The organism is Myxococcus sp. AS-1-15 (assembly GCF_020037055.1).
Lineage (GTDB): Bacteria > Myxococcota > Myxococcia > Myxococcales > Myxococcaceae > Myxococcus > Myxococcus fulvus.
Genome location: NZ_JAIQDF010000015.1, coordinates 292,361 through 309,217 on the forward strand (window position 1 = coordinate 292,361; position 16,857 = coordinate 309,217).

General features: G+C 66.5%; 10 protein-coding genes. 9 read left to right on the forward strand and 1 reads right to left on the reverse strand.

Annotated features, from left to right (window positions below):
• The first annotated feature begins 5 nt into the window (after positions 1 to 5).
• The 9 genes from K8625_RS33830 to K8625_RS33870 all read left to right on the forward strand — a co-directional run bounded on the left by K8625_RS33830 (position 6) and on the right by K8625_RS33870 (position 15,418).
• A complete protein-coding gene (locus K8625_RS33830) occupies positions 6 to 1,952 on the forward strand; it encodes a serine/threonine-protein kinase (RefSeq protein WP_223738453.1) in 1,947 nt (648 codons plus the stop codon).
• 71 nt (positions 1,953 to 2,023) lie between these two features.
• Positions 2,024 to 2,947, forward strand: coding sequence for a DUF2381 family protein (locus K8625_RS33835; protein ID WP_223738454.1), 924 nt, complete (start codon positions 2,024 to 2,026; stop codon positions 2,945 to 2,947).
• 638 nt (positions 2,948 to 3,585) lie between these two features.
• Entirely contained in the window at positions 3,586 to 5,028 is a 1,443-nt protein-coding gene (locus tag K8625_RS33840) for a hypothetical protein (RefSeq protein WP_223738455.1), read from the forward strand.
• Entirely contained in the window at positions 5,018 to 7,363 is a 2,346-nt protein-coding gene (locus tag K8625_RS33845; RefSeq protein ID WP_223738456.1) for a hypothetical protein, read from the forward strand. The genes K8625_RS33840 and K8625_RS33845 overlap by 11 nt, the downstream gene beginning before the upstream one ends.
• The gene (locus K8625_RS33850; RefSeq protein WP_223738457.1) at positions 7,360 to 8,685 is read left to right on the forward strand and encodes a hypothetical protein; all 1,326 of its coding nucleotides are present in this window, start codon (positions 7,360 to 7,362) and stop codon (positions 8,683 to 8,685) included. Before K8625_RS33845 ends, K8625_RS33850 begins: the two co-directional genes overlap by 4 nt.
• Before the next feature lie 317 nt (positions 8,686 to 9,002).
• On the forward strand, positions 9,003 to 9,722 hold the full coding sequence (locus K8625_RS33855) for a hypothetical protein (RefSeq protein WP_223738458.1): 720 nt from the start codon (positions 9,003 to 9,005) through the stop codon (positions 9,720 to 9,722).
• Between the two features lie 725 nt (positions 9,723 to 10,447).
• Complete coding sequence (locus K8625_RS33860) at positions 10,448 to 11,896, forward strand: hypothetical protein (protein WP_370639879.1); 1,449 nt, start codon at positions 10,448 to 10,450, stop codon at positions 11,894 to 11,896.
• On the forward strand, positions 11,886 to 14,087 hold the full coding sequence (locus K8625_RS33865; RefSeq protein ID WP_223738459.1) for a hypothetical protein: 2,202 nt from the start codon (positions 11,886 to 11,888) through the stop codon (positions 14,085 to 14,087). The genes K8625_RS33860 and K8625_RS33865 overlap by 11 nt, the downstream gene beginning before the upstream one ends.
• Positions 14,084 to 15,418 (forward strand): hypothetical protein, encoded by a 1,335-nt coding sequence (locus K8625_RS33870; RefSeq protein ID WP_223738460.1) that lies wholly within the window; start codon positions 14,084 to 14,086, stop codon positions 15,416 to 15,418. The genes K8625_RS33865 and K8625_RS33870 overlap by 4 nt, the downstream gene beginning before the upstream one ends.
• A gap of 133 nt (positions 15,419 to 15,551) precedes the next feature.
• On the opposite strand, the gene K8625_RS44670 is transcribed toward K8625_RS33870, so the two are convergent.
• Complete coding sequence (locus K8625_RS44670; protein ID WP_370639880.1) at positions 15,552 to 16,097, reverse strand: uracil-DNA glycosylase family protein; 546 nt, start codon at positions 16,095 to 16,097, stop codon at positions 15,552 to 15,554.
• Positions 16,098 to 16,857: the final 760 nt, after the last annotated feature.

The window sequence follows — 16,857 nt, forward strand, 5'->3', positions numbered from 1 at the left end:
TCGCCATGAGGGACAACGGCCCCCCAGCCGTGCTGTCCCCTGGGGACGTGGTGAAGGGCTACACGGTGGTGAGGCAGTTGGACCGAGGTGGTTTCGGCACCGTGTACCTCGCGACGAATGACGGGCAGCCCTGCGCACTGAAGCTCGTGGAGCGGCAGCGCGTGGAGGGGCGGGCGGAGAAGGAAGTCTCCATCCTCCTGCGCTTGACGCACCCGAACGTGGTGGGCATTCGCGGCTTCACCTACTGGCAAGCCGAGGAGCGCGACTTCGCCCTCATCGCCATGGAGTACGTGGAGGGGCGGAAGCTGAGCGCGTGGGTGAAGGATGAGAACCCCTCGGCCCGGCGAATTGCGAAGGTGACGCTCGACATGGCGAGGGCGCTGGCAGCCTCGCACGAGGCGGGAGTGGTGCACCGGGACGTGAAGGACGCCAACGTCATGGTGCGCGACGCGGACGGCCTGGCGGTGCTGGTGGACTACGGCATTGGGGACTACGCGGGCGCCCCCTCCGGTGTCACCCAATCCCTGCTGCCGCCGGGGACGATGGAGTTCCGGCCCCCCGAGGCTTGGCTCTTCCTGCGGGAGCACCTTGGCCAGAGAGGCTTCCGCTACGTGTCCGCCCCCTCGGATGACATGTGGGCCCTGGGCACCCTCCTCTACCGTCTCCTGACGGCGAGGCTGCCCTTCGACGTGGGGACGGAAGAGGACTACATCCGGAGTGTCATTGGCAATTCGCCTGTGCCCCCTCACCACGTCAACCGCTTCGTCCCGGAGCCGCTGGGCATGTTGTGCATGCGGCTGCTGGAGAAGGACCCTGCTGCACGTCCTGCCGCGAGCACTGTCTGTGCAGCCCTGGAAGAGCTCCTGGCCGGGGCGGAAGGGGAGGCGTGGGACACGCCCTTGTTTGACTCGTATGGCCCGAACTCGGCCACCACCGAGGGTGAGGTGGACAAGCTGGCTCGGTGGGCGAAGCGGCCCCTGCGCCAGATGCGCCGGGGCAAGGCGCAGGGGCCGGAGCTGCTGGGCGAAGGCAGGCCTGCAGCATTGCCACTCGAGGCCCCGCTGGCGCCTGCGGCCCCCTGGCCCGTGGAGGCGCATGGGCCGGGCTTGGCGCTTGAGGGCGGGGTGGGGGCGGAAGCCGCAATGGAGGCGGACGCCGCGCGGCAAATGGCGCCTGTGGCCCCCGTCGTCGAGGCAGGGCGGCGCTCGTTCCTCTCGCGACTCAGGATGGGGCGTATGCTGGGGGCGGGGCTGCTGACCATGGCCCTCGCGTATGGGGCGTACTTCTCACTGCGGACGGACTCACCGCAGCCGCAGGCCGTCACCGGCCAAGAAGTAGCGCCATATATAGAAAAACCTCAAGCTGGCCAGGCCGCAGCTCCCATCGGGCCGGAGGCCACACCTGCGGCCGTCGCTCCCCCCGCGACGCTTCCCGAGGTGACTGCCACCGTGACGACGACGAAGAGTGACTCCCCGACCTCCCTGCCGGTGCCTTCCAAGAAGGCCACGAGGAGCGTCAGCAGTGCCGTGGCGACGGCGGCCCTCTGCACCACGTTCGCGTGCTCCGGTCCCCAGGTGCGCCCGGCTCCGGAGCCTGAGCCGTGCCCGGCAGGCGCCACCAAAGGCATGAAGAAGCTGGGCATGGAGATTGGAGACGACGAGGCGGCTACTTTCGTTCGGGGAACGCAAAAATACGTAACGGTGAAGGAAGGTACTGCGCAGATCATTGTGGGGTCGGACTACGCCACTCTGTCTGGGCGACTCATTATCGCCGAGCGCGTCTATGTCCGACTGACTCGAGCGCGATTTCGCGGAGAGAGCCTCCCCGTGTGCTTGGAGGTGCGAGACACCTCGGACAACCGCGGACTGGAGATAGAGGGTGGCGGAGGGGAGTCTGGAAAGGCGCGCGTGTACTCTGCCGTTTTTGTCAAGGCAGTGAGTGAGTTTGAATGACCTGTCGTTGTTGGGCAGGCGCCCGTGAGTCGCCAGCGGCGTCGCCGCTGGCTTGGTAGGGGAGACGTCGCGTGCATCATTCTGTGTCGGCCGTGCTGCTTTTCCTCCTCCTCGCAGGGGAGGGAACGGCCCTAGCGCAGTCGCCCGCCTCCACCGTGGGACTGAGCGTTCGCCGAATCGAGCTGGTCTCGGATGATGTTCAGCCAGCACCTGAAGTAGCAGTGAGCCCAGGGCTCTCGACGGTGTTTATCTTCGATTCGGAGGTGAGTCGAGAAGGGGTGACGCTCGAGGGGCGCGAGCGCTTCTCGGTCGTGGATGCTGGCCTCAGTACGATGCTGCGCTTGGTTCCTTCAGAGAAATTCAATCCGGGTGACCGACTCAAGTTGACGGTGCGCTTTCAGGATGGTGCGGCCCCGGCGAGTGCGACGTTTGTCCTGGTAGCGCACCCCGCACGGTCAGAAGCGCTCGTCGAGGTCTACCGGCGCAAGAGGAGCGTCGAGACATACCAGGAGGAAGTCCGCCAAGCGCGCATCGAGGCTGAGCAATGCCGAGAGGAGAATGAGCGTCTGCGCGCGGAGCGAAATGCTCCTGATGGGCTGACAGGACTCATCTCGACGGAAGTCCTCAGCAAGCGAGGCGTTGATTTCCGCGACGTGACCAAGGGGGTGACCGAAGGCCCAGGAGCGGCAGCCGCCAAACACTATGTCGCTGCATACCGCACGGCCCGCAGGGTGGCTGTTGAGGTCATCCTCATGTCACGGGGGGACGACCAACCGTGGACAGCAGTGGGGGCGATGCTCAGGGGCAAGGCCAACGAGGAGTTGAGGGTGCTTCGAGTGTGGCAGTCCGGTCCCATGGCCCCCGGTTCGACGTTCCAGCGAGTGGTGGTTGAGGCCGAGGCTGCATCTGAGTCCCCTCAAGGGAGCTTCACGCTCAAGCTCTGGGACGCGGATGGGCGCCGCACCGTCACCCTGGGCAACGTCACTTTCCCTTAACCTTGCGAGCACTGCCTCCAAGCACTTTCGTGGGTTTCCGACATTGGGGGCTTGTGCCGAATGTTAATCTAGGGTCCAATGGACTGTACCTATTAGTCTAGTTCATTCTGGCGTGCCCTGGAGGGCGATGTGTTCCTCACTGTGCTGGAGTGCGCGCGCGTAACTGCGCGCTTCCTTGGTGGCTGCGGAGGGCGCCCGGAGGGCGACGCGCCTGAGCCACCTTCCTAGCTCCACCTCGAAACAGGCGTTGGGCTCTCGCGCTGCGTCGAGGACCTCCCGCACCGCCATGTGAGGCGCGTGCTGGTGGTCCTCGTGCGCCGAGTAGCCGTCTGCACTTCGTCGGGCCGCGTGCCTGATGAGCGTTGAGGAGCCCTTCCTCAGTCATCCCTATTCGCGTTTGGAGTCATGAGCGGAGCCGGGCCTGCCCGGTGCCGTGGCGTGACACGTCTGCCTGCTGTTGGGGCGGGGCTGGGCTTCCCAGCGCCGTGACGTGACACGTCTGCCTATGGCTCGGCCCAACCGGCCGGCTGGCGACTCCCGCAATGCAATGCATCCACCCTGCAGCCCGGCGCCCTGCCGGACTGAATGGGAGACCTCTGTCCATTGCCCCGCCTGCGGGGCCTTCACAGGAGACATCGATGTACATGCGCTGGGCCGTCGTGCTGCTGCCGCTGCTGGTTCCCGGAACAGGGTGGGCGGAGGAGATTGCCTATGAGGACGACCTGGCGAAGGTCGAGGAAGACACCGTCCTCCTTGAGCCAGAGGTGGACGAGCAACTCGAGCCCTCCATGGACGAGGGTGACGCCCTGGTCGAGGAAGAGCCGGACTCGTCCAACTCGGGCTCTGGCTGGGCGAACCGGCTGAGCCTGGAGACCACCACATGGGCGTTGCTGCCTCGCCGTGGAGCGGGGACGGACGAAGGCTTCCTTCAGGTGCAGCCGCGGCTGGAGCTCGTCAAGCCGGACATCCTCCAACTCGACCTCGGGGCCCCGGTGCGGTTGCGCATGTGGGGCGCAGAGGCGGGTGCCAGTCTGGTGCGGAAGGAGGACTGGGACGAACTCTCCGACTGGGGCCAGGTGGTGCAGAACCTGATGGTGGGAGGGGACGCGCCGAACTTCGTGTGGGTGGGTGCCTTGGAGTCCTACACGCTGCTGTCCGGGCACCTGGTGCGCCGCTACAACAACCGGGGCAACCCCGACTACCACCCGGCCGGCGCGGTGGTGACGGCCATGCTGAGGCCCTTGTACGTGGAGGCCTTCGCCTCGGACGTGCTGGGCGCGCGGCTGATGGGAGCGGAAGTCGCCCTGGACATGCAGCACGTCCTCTTCGGCCGCCCTCCCTACCCCATGCAGTACACGCTGGCGCTGTCCGCGGTGCATGACTGGGGCAAGGCCGGAGGGATGTCGGAGCCGATGACGCTGGCCCACCTGGATGGGACGGCCATGCTTGTGCGGCGCCGCAACCCCGAAGGTGGCTTCGAGTTGCAGGCGAATGCGGGCTGGGGCGGACGCCCTGGCGAGGGCGGTGTTTGGGGCGCGGTGGCGGGGTTGGGAGCGGAGTACCTGACCTCGAAGATGGACATGCGCGCGCGCCTGGAAGGCCGCCTTCAGCGTGGAGGCTTCCGGCAGGGGGCCTTCGGCCCGGACTACGAGCTGGCGCGCTTCCAGGTGGCAGGCCCGGCCGCCGTGCCGCAGGCGGACGCTCCCTTTCCAGACGGGTACTCGGCCTACGGCGAGCTGATTTTGAGCTGGGACGCGGAGAGCCTGAGTGTCTTGGGACAGCGTCACTTCCGCCTGACGATGGGTACCGAGGTCTTCAACTGGGGCCGGGTGGACGTGGACGGCCGGCTGGAGACGCAGCTCTTCCACCGGAACCTCTCGGTGGGGGTGGGCGGGGTGGCGGTGGGTGCGGGCCAGCCGGGAGTGCGCTACCTCGCCTCGGGTGACGCGCGGTGGCGCTTTCTGGGCGGGAAGCTGTACGCGGTGGGGCAGGGCGGCACGCTGCTCTTCCCGACAGCGGAAGGGACACTGCGGCCAGGCGCCTTCGCTTCGGTGGGGCTGGGGGTGGACAATGCGCGCTGAGCAGCCTTGGGGCAGCGGGTTGGGCCTCGCGCTGGTGGTGGCCCTCCTGGCCTCCGGGTGCGCTTCGTTGCCGGCGAGGCCGGGCCAGGCGGGCCGTGGGGCGGCTCTAGCCTTCAGTCCCTTCTCCGCGCCCTCTCATGCGGCGAGGAGTGCGGCGGCAGGTGTGTATCGGGGCGAGGAGTCAGGCGCCGCGGATGGGACGCCAGAGACGGCCCCGATGGGCTATCGGCGGGTGCCCGTCGGCAACGCCGTCCACGGGAAGGAGGGGGCGCGGGGCTCGGGCGAGGAGGGCGGAGCCTTCGCCTGTGGCGGCAAGGCCCTGCCCTCGGGCTGGCCCCGTCTGAGCCACAGCCGGGAGGTGCTGGCGCCCTTCCTGGCGTGTGCCTCGCCCGCGGAGTTCGTGGCCATGCAGCGCGGGGTGGACATGGCTGCGCTGGTTCAGTCCCTCACTCCCTGGGATGCAGTCCGCCTCGGTGCCCTGGGTCCTTTGGACGAACACGCCTCGGCCGTCCTCAGTCGCAAGCGCGCGGCCTTCCTCGTCACGGCCACCGAGAAGTACGGCGTGCCGTATGCCGAGGTGCTCGCGCTCTTCGTCCTCCACTCGGCCTTCGACGACGAGCTACGCGAGGTGGTGCAACTGCTCGCCCGTGACAAGCAATTGGGCGAGACGCTGGGGGCCATGGCCGCTGTCCGCGAGGAGCTGAAGCGGCGGGGCCTGGCGCTGGAAGGCTTCCCGGAGCGGGGCGAGCAAGGCCGCGATGTGCTGCGCGGGCTGGGGCGCGCGGGCAGGGACATGCTCTCCAGCAGCTTGGTGAGTGGCGAGGCCCGGTACACGGAACTCATGGCCATGCGTGGGCAGATGCCTCCGCCCTACCAGTCCGCCCTCGACGAGGTGGAGAAGGCGTTGATGGAGAGGCACTACTCGCCGGGAAGCGTTTCGGCGGGGGCCTTCGACCACCTCACCTTCGGTGTGCCGGTGGGCTTCTACCACCTGGTGGCCGGCACAGGGCATGGGGCGTACTCGCTGGCGCAGGGCAAGTACGAGCAGGCCACGCGCGAGTTGGCGCCGGCCGCGCTGATGGTGGCGCTGTATGCCGGGGGCAAGGGCGCGCGCGCGCTGGTGGAGTCCAACGCTGGTGGGCGGGCGAGTCTGCGGCGGCTCGCGGCCTCGGAAGTCGAAGCGCTGAAGGCCGTCTTGAAGGAGCTGGAGGAGGAATTCGGCCCCGACGCCATCCGCGAGGGCTTCGCCATCCTGCGGGGCGACAGGAAGCTCGCCTTCGCCGCGCTGACGGAGGGGCGGGCTGGCGTCGTCGCCATCGTTGAGGCCCGCGGAAACCCCGCGAAGGCTCAGGCGTTGCTGATGGAGGCGGCCAGCCGAGAGTCCGCAAAGCCCGTGGTCACAAGGGGCTCGGCAGGGAAGCGGTCCGACAACCTGGACCTCTTCGAGCAGAACGCCGAGGTGTCCGCTGCGGAGGCGCAGGCGGCAAGCCGGGAGACCTCCAAAGCTGCAACGACGAGAGGCGAGGCGAATCGCGAGCCCGCCCGGTCTGCCGCGAGAAGGAAGCAGTTCGACAACCTGGACCTCTTCGCCCGGGACGCCGAGGTAGGCGCAACGGAGTCTGCGAGGGTCAAGCTGTTCCAGGCGGAGTTGGAGGCCTCGGGCCCACGGCTCCCGAAGGACGTGAATCTACTGCGGGAAATGGCTCCGAAGCTGGAGGAGCCACCGCCGGGAGTCGAGAAGGGGGCTCCGCTCTGGCAGGAGTACGTCGCCTACCGCAAGAGGCGGCTGAAGGAGATTCGGGACGGTGACGCCGTCAAGGGCCCCCTGAAGTGGGAGGGCTACGGGGGGATGCGCGCCTACTATGCTCGGGGCATGGCTTTCGAGCGGACCATGATCGCCATCCTGGAGGCGGACGCTGCGTTGCCCCGCGCACAGCGGCGGTGGCTCGGCGACTTCGAGCAGCCGCGCATCGAGACGCACGTGGGCGTGTCGAAGGTGGACTTCCGGTACGCCGACGTCCTCGTCATCGAGGAGCGCCCGCCACCGGGCCAACCACCTCGGGTGGAGACGTTCAGCTTCAAGAGTCGAAACCTCAAGCCTTTCGAGGCCGAGGACCTACGCGTGCAGTTGAATACGGATGCGAGCAATGCGATGAAATACTACGGTGGAACGTTGAAGATTGTTCGGGACGGACTGCGACAGCAGGCGAAGGTTCAGAGAGTGCGCCTTGTGTACGAGGGAGGAAAACTTCTGCCCAGCGACCCCGCCATATTGAACGATGCGGTAACCAGGACGCAGAGGCGGATCGAGGGGGTGGAGGTGTTGTTTCAATGAGGCTGGATGAACTGAGCAAGGTAGATAGTTTTCGCTTCACCTTCGATGGGGCCTTCGAGCCGAAGGATGGATTGGAGCGCGAAGTGGCTCCCTTCCTTGATGGCCTTGAGAGGCATTCCGTCAGTTGGATGCCGACGACTGTCAAAGGCAATCGGAAACGCAAATACTCCCGAGACGCTGTGCTGCGCGCGCTAGAGGAGCGACGCGATGAGTATGGCTCAATCATTGGGCTGTCTCGCGCGGAGAGTCCTGCTGTTTCGATGGCACTCGACCTCGGGCTCACTCAGCGGGCGTCCGACCTGAGCGTCAGTCTCACTATACAGCCGCTCAAGTTTTTTGCTGCGGCGGAGGCCTGTCGCGATTTTGTGGCTATGGTGCGTGCCTGGGCCTCTCGATACCCTACGCATCATTCGGTAGCTCATGGTTTGGCAGATTTGCAGTTGGCGGACTCTCCCGCATTCGGCCGTGACGATGCGGCATGGAAACGGGACGGGTTCGACAGGATCTATGAGCTGTTCTGGCTGAACGTCTTTGGTCCCAAGCTGGTCGAATCAGTGGGAAGAGAGCGGATGCTCTCGACGCCAGCGCACCTCGTGGAGGAGCTACCCAACGGCTCCGTCCTCGTGGTGCTATGGCCGACTGCTGCCGAGTTCGCTAGTGAGGAGGCGCGTGTGGTGCAGGCCCGAGCCCACGTCCACCTGCGGCCGGACCTCGACTTCAACACCGTGCTGCGCAAGTTGCGGGAGCGCAGCGCAGCGCTTGTGCCCGTTGAGCCGCGCTTCCACCCTGACGTGGCGCCGTTCCTCTCTCTGCTGCTGGACGAGTTCGCCATCAGCGAGCGGCAACGGAAGATTGCCGAGTTCAACGCCTTCCAGCCTCCTGTGCCGGATGAGTGGCTGCCGGTCGCCCTTCCATCGGACGTGGCGAATCCGGAGCGCGTCCTCGAATCCTACGGAGACCTGTCCGAAGGTCTCGTGGCTGGGCTGCACACGAAGGTGCCCTCCCTCATGGACGAGACGGCCGAGTCCATCACGGATCTCGACTTCTTCTTCTGGAGGGAAGACTTCCCCGAGAAGTACGAGCGGAAACTCATCGATGGACACACTGCACCGGCGCTAGGAGCCTATCTGGGAGACGTGCTGGTCCGGCGGTTGGGCGGGACATGGGTGCTGCGGCAGAAGATGGAAGAGTCCCAGGTGCGGGTGGGCAAGCGCGTCTGGCTGCCCTTCCTCCGCGCCCGCCGGTACATGCAGTCCTGCCGGTCGCTGCTGGACTACTCGCTCACGCAGTTCTTCCACGAGGTGGAGCGGTACCGGCCCTGACGGCGGCGGCTGGGTCGGGCTATGGGGATCGAGGCAGAAGCAGGAGGAGCAAGGGCGCGTGCCCGCAGGCGCGCCTGGCGGCTCCTGCCTCACGCGCCGGTACACGACGTCCAGCGCGTTGCTGCTGGACCATTCACCCACCCAGCCCTCCTGTGGGGAGACGGTTCCTGAGAGACGCGGTGGGTACCACGGTGTGAATGACTGTCGTTTCTTGCGTGGGGTTGAGTGTGAAACATCCAGGGATGTCGGCTGTTGTTGGCATGGTCGCAGGCTCCATGGGCGCAGTCTGGCTCGCGTGGAAGCCTGAAGAGCGGACGATGGCGTGGGTCCAGACCGCGTTGCTTCTCGCCATCTTCATCGCCTTCATTGGCTACAAGTCATGGAGATTCCGGAAGTGGGCGGCGCTCTGTGAGCGGGGGGCCGCGCTGCTTGATGCTGGCGACCTCGGAGCTGCCCAACGCGCGCTCGAAGATGCCGATGGCTACGCCCTCCGCCCTCCGGAGCGCGTACTGACGCGCTTCCACCTTGCGTTGTGTGCGTTGTTCCAAGGGCATGTGGACGCCGCACACGCGGTACTCTTGGCGCTCTCTCGTGGGTGGCGTACCAAGGAAGTGCCCGACGTCTACGTTCGTGCCCCCGACATGTTGGCGGCATGTCTCGCCCTCCAAGGAGACCTGGTCGAGGCGCGGCAATGGCTGGAAGAAGCCCATCGTCGCCGCGGGCCAGGCGCTGCGAGCTTCTCGTTAGGGGAACTGCTCATCCTGTGCCGAGAGGAACGTCACGGTGCGACGGTGCGTTTGCTCGACGACCGTCGAGAGGCGATTGAGAAGTCCGGCGTCCTTATCCGCAATCAGCTTCGAGTTATTCGGGCTTTCTCCTGGGACGCGCTCGCCATGGAGACGGGCGGCACCCCGCCCGAGGAGCTGAAGGGCTTGGAGCCAGTCCGGCCTGGAAAGTTCAACTACCTTGGCGCCCAGTGGCCTCGAATGGAGGCATTCCTCCGTGCTCGCGGCCTGGGCGAGAAGGAGGCCGCATGACGTTGCCATGTGGCCTACCAGCGGCTGCGCACGAACACGTCCAGCGCGAATGAAAACGGAAACCCCAGTGCGCCTAGGAACACCGCAGCCAAGGCATGGCGGCGTTCAACATCCGGCGCCTGTCCGGCCCTGACTGCGCGTAGGTGCTTCCATCCCAGGAAGGCTCCCGCGAGTGCGCATGGGAACAGGACGAGTCCGAGGCAGGAGAGGGCAAGGACTCCCCAGGCATGAGCCGAGACCTTCTGCGGGACGGCCGGCCGCAGCTCGAGGCACGGGCCACAGTAGACGGTAGCCACGGCACTTCGAACGCATTGGAGGCACACGAACGCCCCGCAGCGGTGACAGGTGTCGATGGCTGCCTGTTCCTGATGAAGGTGACAGCGGGGGCTGTCAGACCACCTCGGCTGCATTGCTACCTCGCCCAGTGCGGGCCTGTTCGTATGGTGCCGCGAACGGCGGGAGCCTGGGCGAATTCATACCGCAGTGCGGAGCGCATCGCTGGTGTGCGAGGCATTCAGAAGAAGCGGCGCGGGAGTTCTCGCTCTCGGCATTGAGCTCCTCGGTTGGCGCCCCGACGGGGCGTGGCACGTCTGTCCATACTCCCAACGGGCCGGGTCGCCTTTGACTCTTGCAGTCAACTTCCCTACCCGGTTTGCCGACCTGTCGGACTGAACAGGGAACCTCTGTGCTGAGCGCCCCTGCTGGGGCCTGCCACGGAGGCGTCCATGGGAATGCATGGGAGTTGGGCCGTCGTCTCGTTGCTGCTGCTGTTGCCCGGGGCCGGAGGGGCGCAGGAGGCCAACACTCCAGAGGACTTCGACGCCACCGTGCGCAGGCTGGAGGAGGCCATCTCCGACAACTCTTCCGACGAGGAGGAAGAGGGAGAGGCTCAGCCCGAGGAGGAGGCTTCTGCACCCGCGGCGCCCGACTCGGCACCTCCGATGACGAACCTGCTGCGCATGGACGCGGCGACGTGGACGTTGCTGCCCCGGAGGGGCGCGGGCACCGAAGAAGGCTTCTTGCAGGTGGAGCCCATGGTGGCCTTGGGGAAGGGGGAGTCGTTCCGCCTCATTCTCGGGGCGCCGGTACGACTGCGGCTGTGGGGTGGAGGTGAGGGCGCGGGCCTCGTGAGGAAGGAGGACTGGGACACGCTGTCCGACTGGGGGCAGGTGGTGCGCCTCTTCATGGTGGGAGGGGATACGCCCAACTCGATGTGGTTGGGGATGATGGAGGGTTACTCCCTCTTGTCCGGGCACCTGGTGCGGCGCTACGGCAACCGCGTCAACCCCGACTACCACCCGGCCGGCGTCATCGCGACGGGGACGCTGGGGCCGGTGTACGCGGAGGCCTTCGCCTCGGACGTGCTGAGCGCGCGCCTGGCGGGGACTGAAGTAGCCCTGGACGTGCAGCACGTCCTCTTCGGCCGCCCCCCTGTCCCGGGGCGGTACACGCTGGCGCTGTCGGCGGTGCATGACTGGGGGAGGGTAGGCGGCACCGCGCGGCCCATGACGCTGGCGCACCTGGACGCCACCGCCGTGGTGCTGCGGCGCGGGCGCAAGGGGCAGAGGCTGGAGGCGCACCTGCTGGGCGGGTGGGGTGGACGCCCGAGCGAGGGCGGAGCCTGGGGCGCGGTGGTGGGCGTGGGCGTGGATGCGCTGACGCCGACGGTGGACATGCGCGCGCGCCTGGAAGGCCGCCTTCAGCGAGGAGGCTTCCGTCAGGGCGCCTTCGGCCCGGACTGCGAGTTGGCGCGCTTCCAGGTGGCGGGCCCGGCCTCCGTGCCGCTGGCGGAAGTGTCCTTCCCGGAGGGGGCTTCGGCCTACGGGGAGGTGATTCTCGGCTGGGACGCGGTGCGGCTGAGTGGCATGCGCCAGCGACACCTCTTCCTCTCCCTGGGGGTGGAGGCCTTCTCCTGGGGCCGGGTGGACGTGGACGGGCGTGTGGATGCTCAGCTCTTCCACCGCAACCTCACGGTGGGCGTCGGCGGACTGGCGACGGCCATGGGCCAGCCAGGGGCGCGCTACGTCGTCTCGGGAGAGGCCCGGTGGCGCTTCCTGGGGGGCAACGTCTACGCGTTGGGGCAGGGCGGCACGCTGCTGTTTCCCACTCCGGAAGGGACGCTGCGGCCGGGAGCCTTCGCGGCCGTGGGGCTGGGGGTGGACAATGCGCGCTGAGCTATGGCCGTGCGGCGTGGTGGGCTTGGTGCTGTCCCTGGCCCTCCTGACGTCGGGATGTGCCTCGCTACCCTCACGGGCGGGCCCTGGAGGCACCCTGGCGTCCGTCTCGGGCGCGACGCCCCTGGTGGCCTTGGGGCGCGGTGCTGTCGCGAGTCTCCCCGAGGACGACGCCCACGAGGACTTCGACGCGGAGTCCGCGGACGGACCGCTTCTGCACCGCCGCCGGGCCACGCCGTCTCCCCCGAATCCCGGAGGGGGAGAAACGGCGCCCCTGCGTGTGGTGGGGGCCCTGGAAGGTGTGTGCGGGGACGTCCCCTCGGGCTGGCCTTACCTGGACTCGGAGGAGGAGGTGCTGGCGCCCTTCCTGGAGTGCACCACGCCAGCGGCCTTCCTGGCCTTGCAGCGCCAGGCGGACATGCCCCGGCTGGTGGAGGCCCTCTCAAACTGGAACGCCGTCAGGCTGGGCGCCTTGGGCCCCCTGGAGGCCGAGGCTGCCCGCGTCCTCCTCAAGAAGCGCGCGGCCTTCCTCTCCACTGCCGTCGAGAAGCACGGCCTGGCCAAGGCGGAGGTCCTCGCCCTCTTCGTCTTGCACACCTCCCACGACGACGAGGTGCGGCAGCTCATGCGCCTGCTGGCCAAGGACAAGCTGCTGAAGCGCGCCCTGGGCGCCATGGAGGTGGTGCGCGAGGAGTTGAAGCAGCGAGGCATGGCCCTCGCTGACTTCCCGGAGCGGGACTTCCGCGGCGGCGACATCGCGCGTGGGCTGGGACGGGCCGTGGATGACGTCGCGGCCTCCATTCCTCTCGTCGGAGGAAGCCGGAGCATCGATGCGTCCGCGCTGCCCCTGCAGCTTCCACCGCCCTACCAGGAAGCGTACCGGGAGGTGGAGAACGCCCAGTTCCTGGGGGCCTTCGCACCGGGCAACGTGGCACTGGCTTCCTTCGACCACCTCACCTTCGGTGTGCCTCTAGGCTTCTACCACCTGGCGGCGGGGACGGCGCAGGGCGGGGCTTCCCTTGCCAAGGGTGAGTACGAGGAGGCCACGCGCCAGTTGGCGCCCGCGGCCCTCATGGTGGGCCTGTATGCGGGAGGGAAGGGGGCGCGCGCGCTTCGTGAAGCTGGCGTCTCCCGGCTGGAGCGCGCTCGCCTCCAGGCGGTGGTGTCCCGCGTCGAGGCACTCAAAGCGGTGCTGGAGAGGTTGGAGGCGCGAGTCGGGGAGAGCGTCGTGGGGGAGTTGGCGCGCTACCTCCAGCAGGACCGGGACGCAGCCATTCTGGTGGGGGAGTGGGGCGAGGCGGGCGCGCTGGCGTTGTACGAGGCGCGAGGCAACGTCGCTCAGGCACAGGCCACGTTGGCCGTGCGGTATCGCGAGCCCACCAGTGTTGCGTCCACCGGCGGGGGCTCCGAGAGAAGGGGTGGTCCCCGGCCCTCCGTGCCTCCTGAGGCGGCAGGCCTCCCGGCCGAAGTGGCGGAGGCCAAGTTCAAGCAGTTGGAGGCGGAGTTCCCGGGAGAGCGACTGTCGATGGAGGTGGCGGAGTTGGCGAGGCACCGCGAGGCTCTGCGGAAGGTGGCTCCTGCCGAAGTCACTGCGGAGCCCCTCTGGGCCGACTACGTGGCGTACCTGGAGACGAGGGCCGCAGAAATCAAGCAGGGGATCGCGGAGAAGGGGCCCCTGAAGTGGGCTGGCTACCAGGTGCTGAGAGACAGGTACGCTCGGGGCCTGGACTTCGAGAGGACTATGGTTGCCATCCTGGAGGCGGACGCGGCCCTGCCGCGGGCGAAGCGGAGGTGGCTCAAGGACTTCGACCAGCCGCGCATCGAGACGCATGTAGGGGTGGCGAAGGCGGACCTGCGCTTCGTAGACGTGCTCGTCATCGAGGAGGGCCCCGCTGCTGGCCCGACGCCCCGCGTGGAGACGTTCAGCTTCAAGAGCCGGGAACTCAATCGCCTGGGGAGGAGTGAGCTGACGGCGCAGATGAGAGCAGATGCAGGCGACGCCTTACTGTACTACGGAGAGACGGTGGACATTAGGCGGCCTGAATTCAAGCTCCGTGGTATGCCGGTAAAGGTCGAAAGGGTCCGCCTCGTCTATGAACGCAAGCTTGCGCCAAGCGATACGGACATGCTGACGAGTGCGGTAAGGAACGTCAAAGAGGATGTCAAGGGAGTGGAGGTCTTGTTTCAATGAAGCTGCTGACCCTTAAAGACCTGAACGTTGAAGATACGCTGAGGTTTTCGTTCGACGGGTCATTCAGCCATCATGATGCGTTAGAGCGTGAGTTGGAGCCCTTTCTTCAAGGGCTTGAGTCGCATGCGGGTGATTGGATGCCCGACGTTGTAAAGGGCAGTCGGCAGCGTAGATATTCGCGTGATGCTGTCGTGATGGCTCTGAAAGAGCGCCAAGATCGGTACGGTTCGACAGTTGGTTTGTATCGCACGGCTTTCCCGGCCGTCTCGTTGACGATTGATCTTGGGCTTGCGCTCACTCCTGCGAAAATACGCATCTGGCTTGATGTGCAGCCCGTATCTTTCTTTTCGGAACAGGAGCGCTGCCAGGAGTTCGTAAAGGCAGTTCGCGGATGGGGTTCGATTTATCCGGTTCCCTATGCTGTGGCGCACAGTGCAGCGGACAGGCAGTTGGCTGATTTTCCTCGGTTTGGCCGCGATGACGAGACGTGCGAGAGGTATGGGACCGACAGGGTCTACGACGTATTCTGGCTGAACATCTTCGGTTCGAAGTTGGTGGAATCCGTCGGCCGAGAGCGGATGCTCTCGACGCCCGCGTACCTCGTGGAGGAGCTTCCCCACGGCTCCGTCCTCCTGGTGCTGTGGCCAACTCCCGCCGAATTCGCGAGTGACGATGCGCGTGTGGCCCAGGCCCGCGCGCACGTCCACCTGCGGCCGGACCTCGACTTCGACACGGTGTTGCGCACGCTGCGGGAGCGCAGCGCCGCGCTCGTGCCCGTCGAGCCGCGCTTCCACCCTGACGTGGCGCCATTCCTCTCGCGGCTGCCAGACGAGTTCTCCATCAGCGAGCGGCAACGGAAGATTGCTGAACTCAACGCCTTCCGGCCTCCTGAGTCGGAAGAGTGGTTGCCGGTTGCCCTTCCATCGGACGTGGAGAATCCGGAGCGCGTCCTCGAGTCCTACGGAGACTTGTCCGAAGGTCTCGTGGCAGCACTGCACACCAAGGTGCCCTCCATCATAGACGAGACGGCCGAGTCCCTCACGGACTTGGACTTCTACTTCTGGCGGGACAACTTCCCCGAGCGGTACAGGCGCGAACTCATCGACAGTCACACGGCCCCTGCGCTGGGGGCCTACCTGGGGGACGTGCTGGTGCGGCGGTTGGGAGGGACGTGGGTGCTGCGGCAGAAGATGGAAGAGTCCCAGGTGCGAGTGGGCAAGCGCGTCTGGCTGCCCTTCCTGCGGGCCCGCCGGTACATGCAGTCCCGCCAGTCGCTGCTGGACTACTCGCTCACGCAGTTCTTCCACGAGGTGGAGCGGTACCGACCCTGACGGCAGCGGCTGCTGCGTGGGGTTGTCGGAATCGAGAAAGGAACTGGAGGAGCCAGGGCGCGCGTCGGTGCGCGTGCTTGGTGGCTCCTTCCTTCCTCACTCGCTGGTACGAGCCGCCTCGACGGGCGGCACATTACTCCCACAGTCTGTCCAACTCTTCGTTTGACACGCCACTATTCGGGTGGCGCGCGTACTGGACCTCGCAGGGCAGATCCTCAAGCGTGGCAATGATGCCTACGACCAGGGCTGCGACCTCGCCAAAGGCGATCACCTTTCGGTACCTGCGAGAGCACATCGCATCTCGCAACCATCCTGAGCAGGCGCGCACCGCAGCGGGGACTGGGGCCAAGTCCCGTGGGGCCTTCTCTCGGGGGTCCTCCTTTCCAGGGAAGCACTGAACAGCATTCGTGATGTTGAAGGACTTGCGCTCCTTATTCGTCCGTTCCCACGACTGCGCGATACGGCTTCCCGCAGTTCCGCCTTGTTTGACGGTGGGCTGCAGCGGCTTCCCAATTTCCCATTCCGCTTCTCCTGGAGCCTGAGCAACCAGGAGGATGTCACTCTCATTGTCCTCGACATCGAGGGGGACAGTCTCCCGGGCTTGGCACCACTCTGGCGGCAGATGCACTTGGTCAAGATAGGGGCACTTGAGGCAGTGCCTCGATTCGAAGCTGGGCATGACTCATTCTCCTCCTGACCCGGATACTACGGCTCCCCGTCGTTCAAGTGGGATTAACATCCGACGTTGCTTAGAGGAGGCGCCATCGAGTAGCGATGCCGCAAGAGGTACGCACCTGCCAGCTGGCGGCATTCATCCATCGCAACTTCGTGATTCGTACTGGGCCGCTCTGGGTGCGCCAGTACGTGGACGGGCACCAGCCCCTCGGTCCACGCTCACGCGGCCAAGCCGCCAGACTCTTGCAGTTGGGCTGGGGGTGCCGCCATTTCGGCGTCGGTCAGCATCCGCTCCCGGAGGAGGTTTAGCAGTGCCCATCGGAAGTCATCGGCCTCGAACGCCCTGCCAGTCAGCTCGCTTTGGACCCTCTTGGGCATTGGGCCTTCCCTGCGCGGCATGGAAGAGCTGCCGCTCATCGTGGGCAAAGTAGCGAACCCTCCATGGGGCATCGAGGAGCTACCGGTCGCCCGGATCTCACCCCTGGGTGGTATGGACCAAGAGGGTGGGCTCTGACTTCGAGCGCGCCGCGCCGGAAGGCGTGGACAAGCGGCTGCTGGAGAGTCCCTGTCTGCGGGCGGCGACAGAGACGTGCAGGCACGGAGCGATTCTCCGAGGCAGTCTTCTGCGCCCAGAGAGAGACTCACCAAGAGCCGGAGTGCCCGCTTGACGAGGGGAGTAGGGAAGGCGGGTCGTGTCCCTATAAGTGTGTAGTCGGCGAGCAGGGACGAGCGGGAAAGAGGGAAGCTCCTCGGTGAAACCAACC

Bases quoted from the DNA above. Each gene is read 5' to 3' on its own strand.
- K8625_RS33830 (WP_223738453.1), top strand. From the start codon at position 6: ATGAGGGACAACGGCCCCCCAGCCGTGCTGTCCCCTGGGGACGTGGTG.
- K8625_RS33840 (WP_223738455.1), top strand. From the start codon at position 3,586: ATGTACATGCGCTGGGCCGTCGTGCTGCTGCCGCTGCTGGTTCCCGGA.
- K8625_RS33845 (WP_223738456.1), top strand. From the start codon at position 5,018: ATGCGCGCTGAGCAGCCTTGGGGCAGCGGGTTGGGCCTCGCGCTGGTG.
- K8625_RS33850 (WP_223738457.1), top strand. From the start codon at position 7,360: ATGAGGCTGGATGAACTGAGCAAGGTAGATAGTTTTCGCTTCACCTTC.
- K8625_RS33855 (WP_223738458.1), top strand. From the start codon at position 9,003: ATGGCGTGGGTCCAGACCGCGTTGCTTCTCGCCATCTTCATCGCCTTC.
- K8625_RS33860 (WP_370639879.1), top strand. From the start codon at position 10,448: ATGGGAATGCATGGGAGTTGGGCCGTCGTCTCGTTGCTGCTGCTGTTG.
- K8625_RS33865 (WP_223738459.1), top strand. From the start codon at position 11,886: ATGCGCGCTGAGCTATGGCCGTGCGGCGTGGTGGGCTTGGTGCTGTCC.
- K8625_RS33870 (WP_223738460.1), top strand. From the start codon at position 14,084: ATGAAGCTGCTGACCCTTAAAGACCTGAACGTTGAAGATACGCTGAGG.
- K8625_RS44670 (WP_370639880.1), bottom strand. From the start codon at position 16,097: ATGCCCAGCTTCGAATCGAGGCACTGCCTCAAGTGCCCCTATCTTGAC.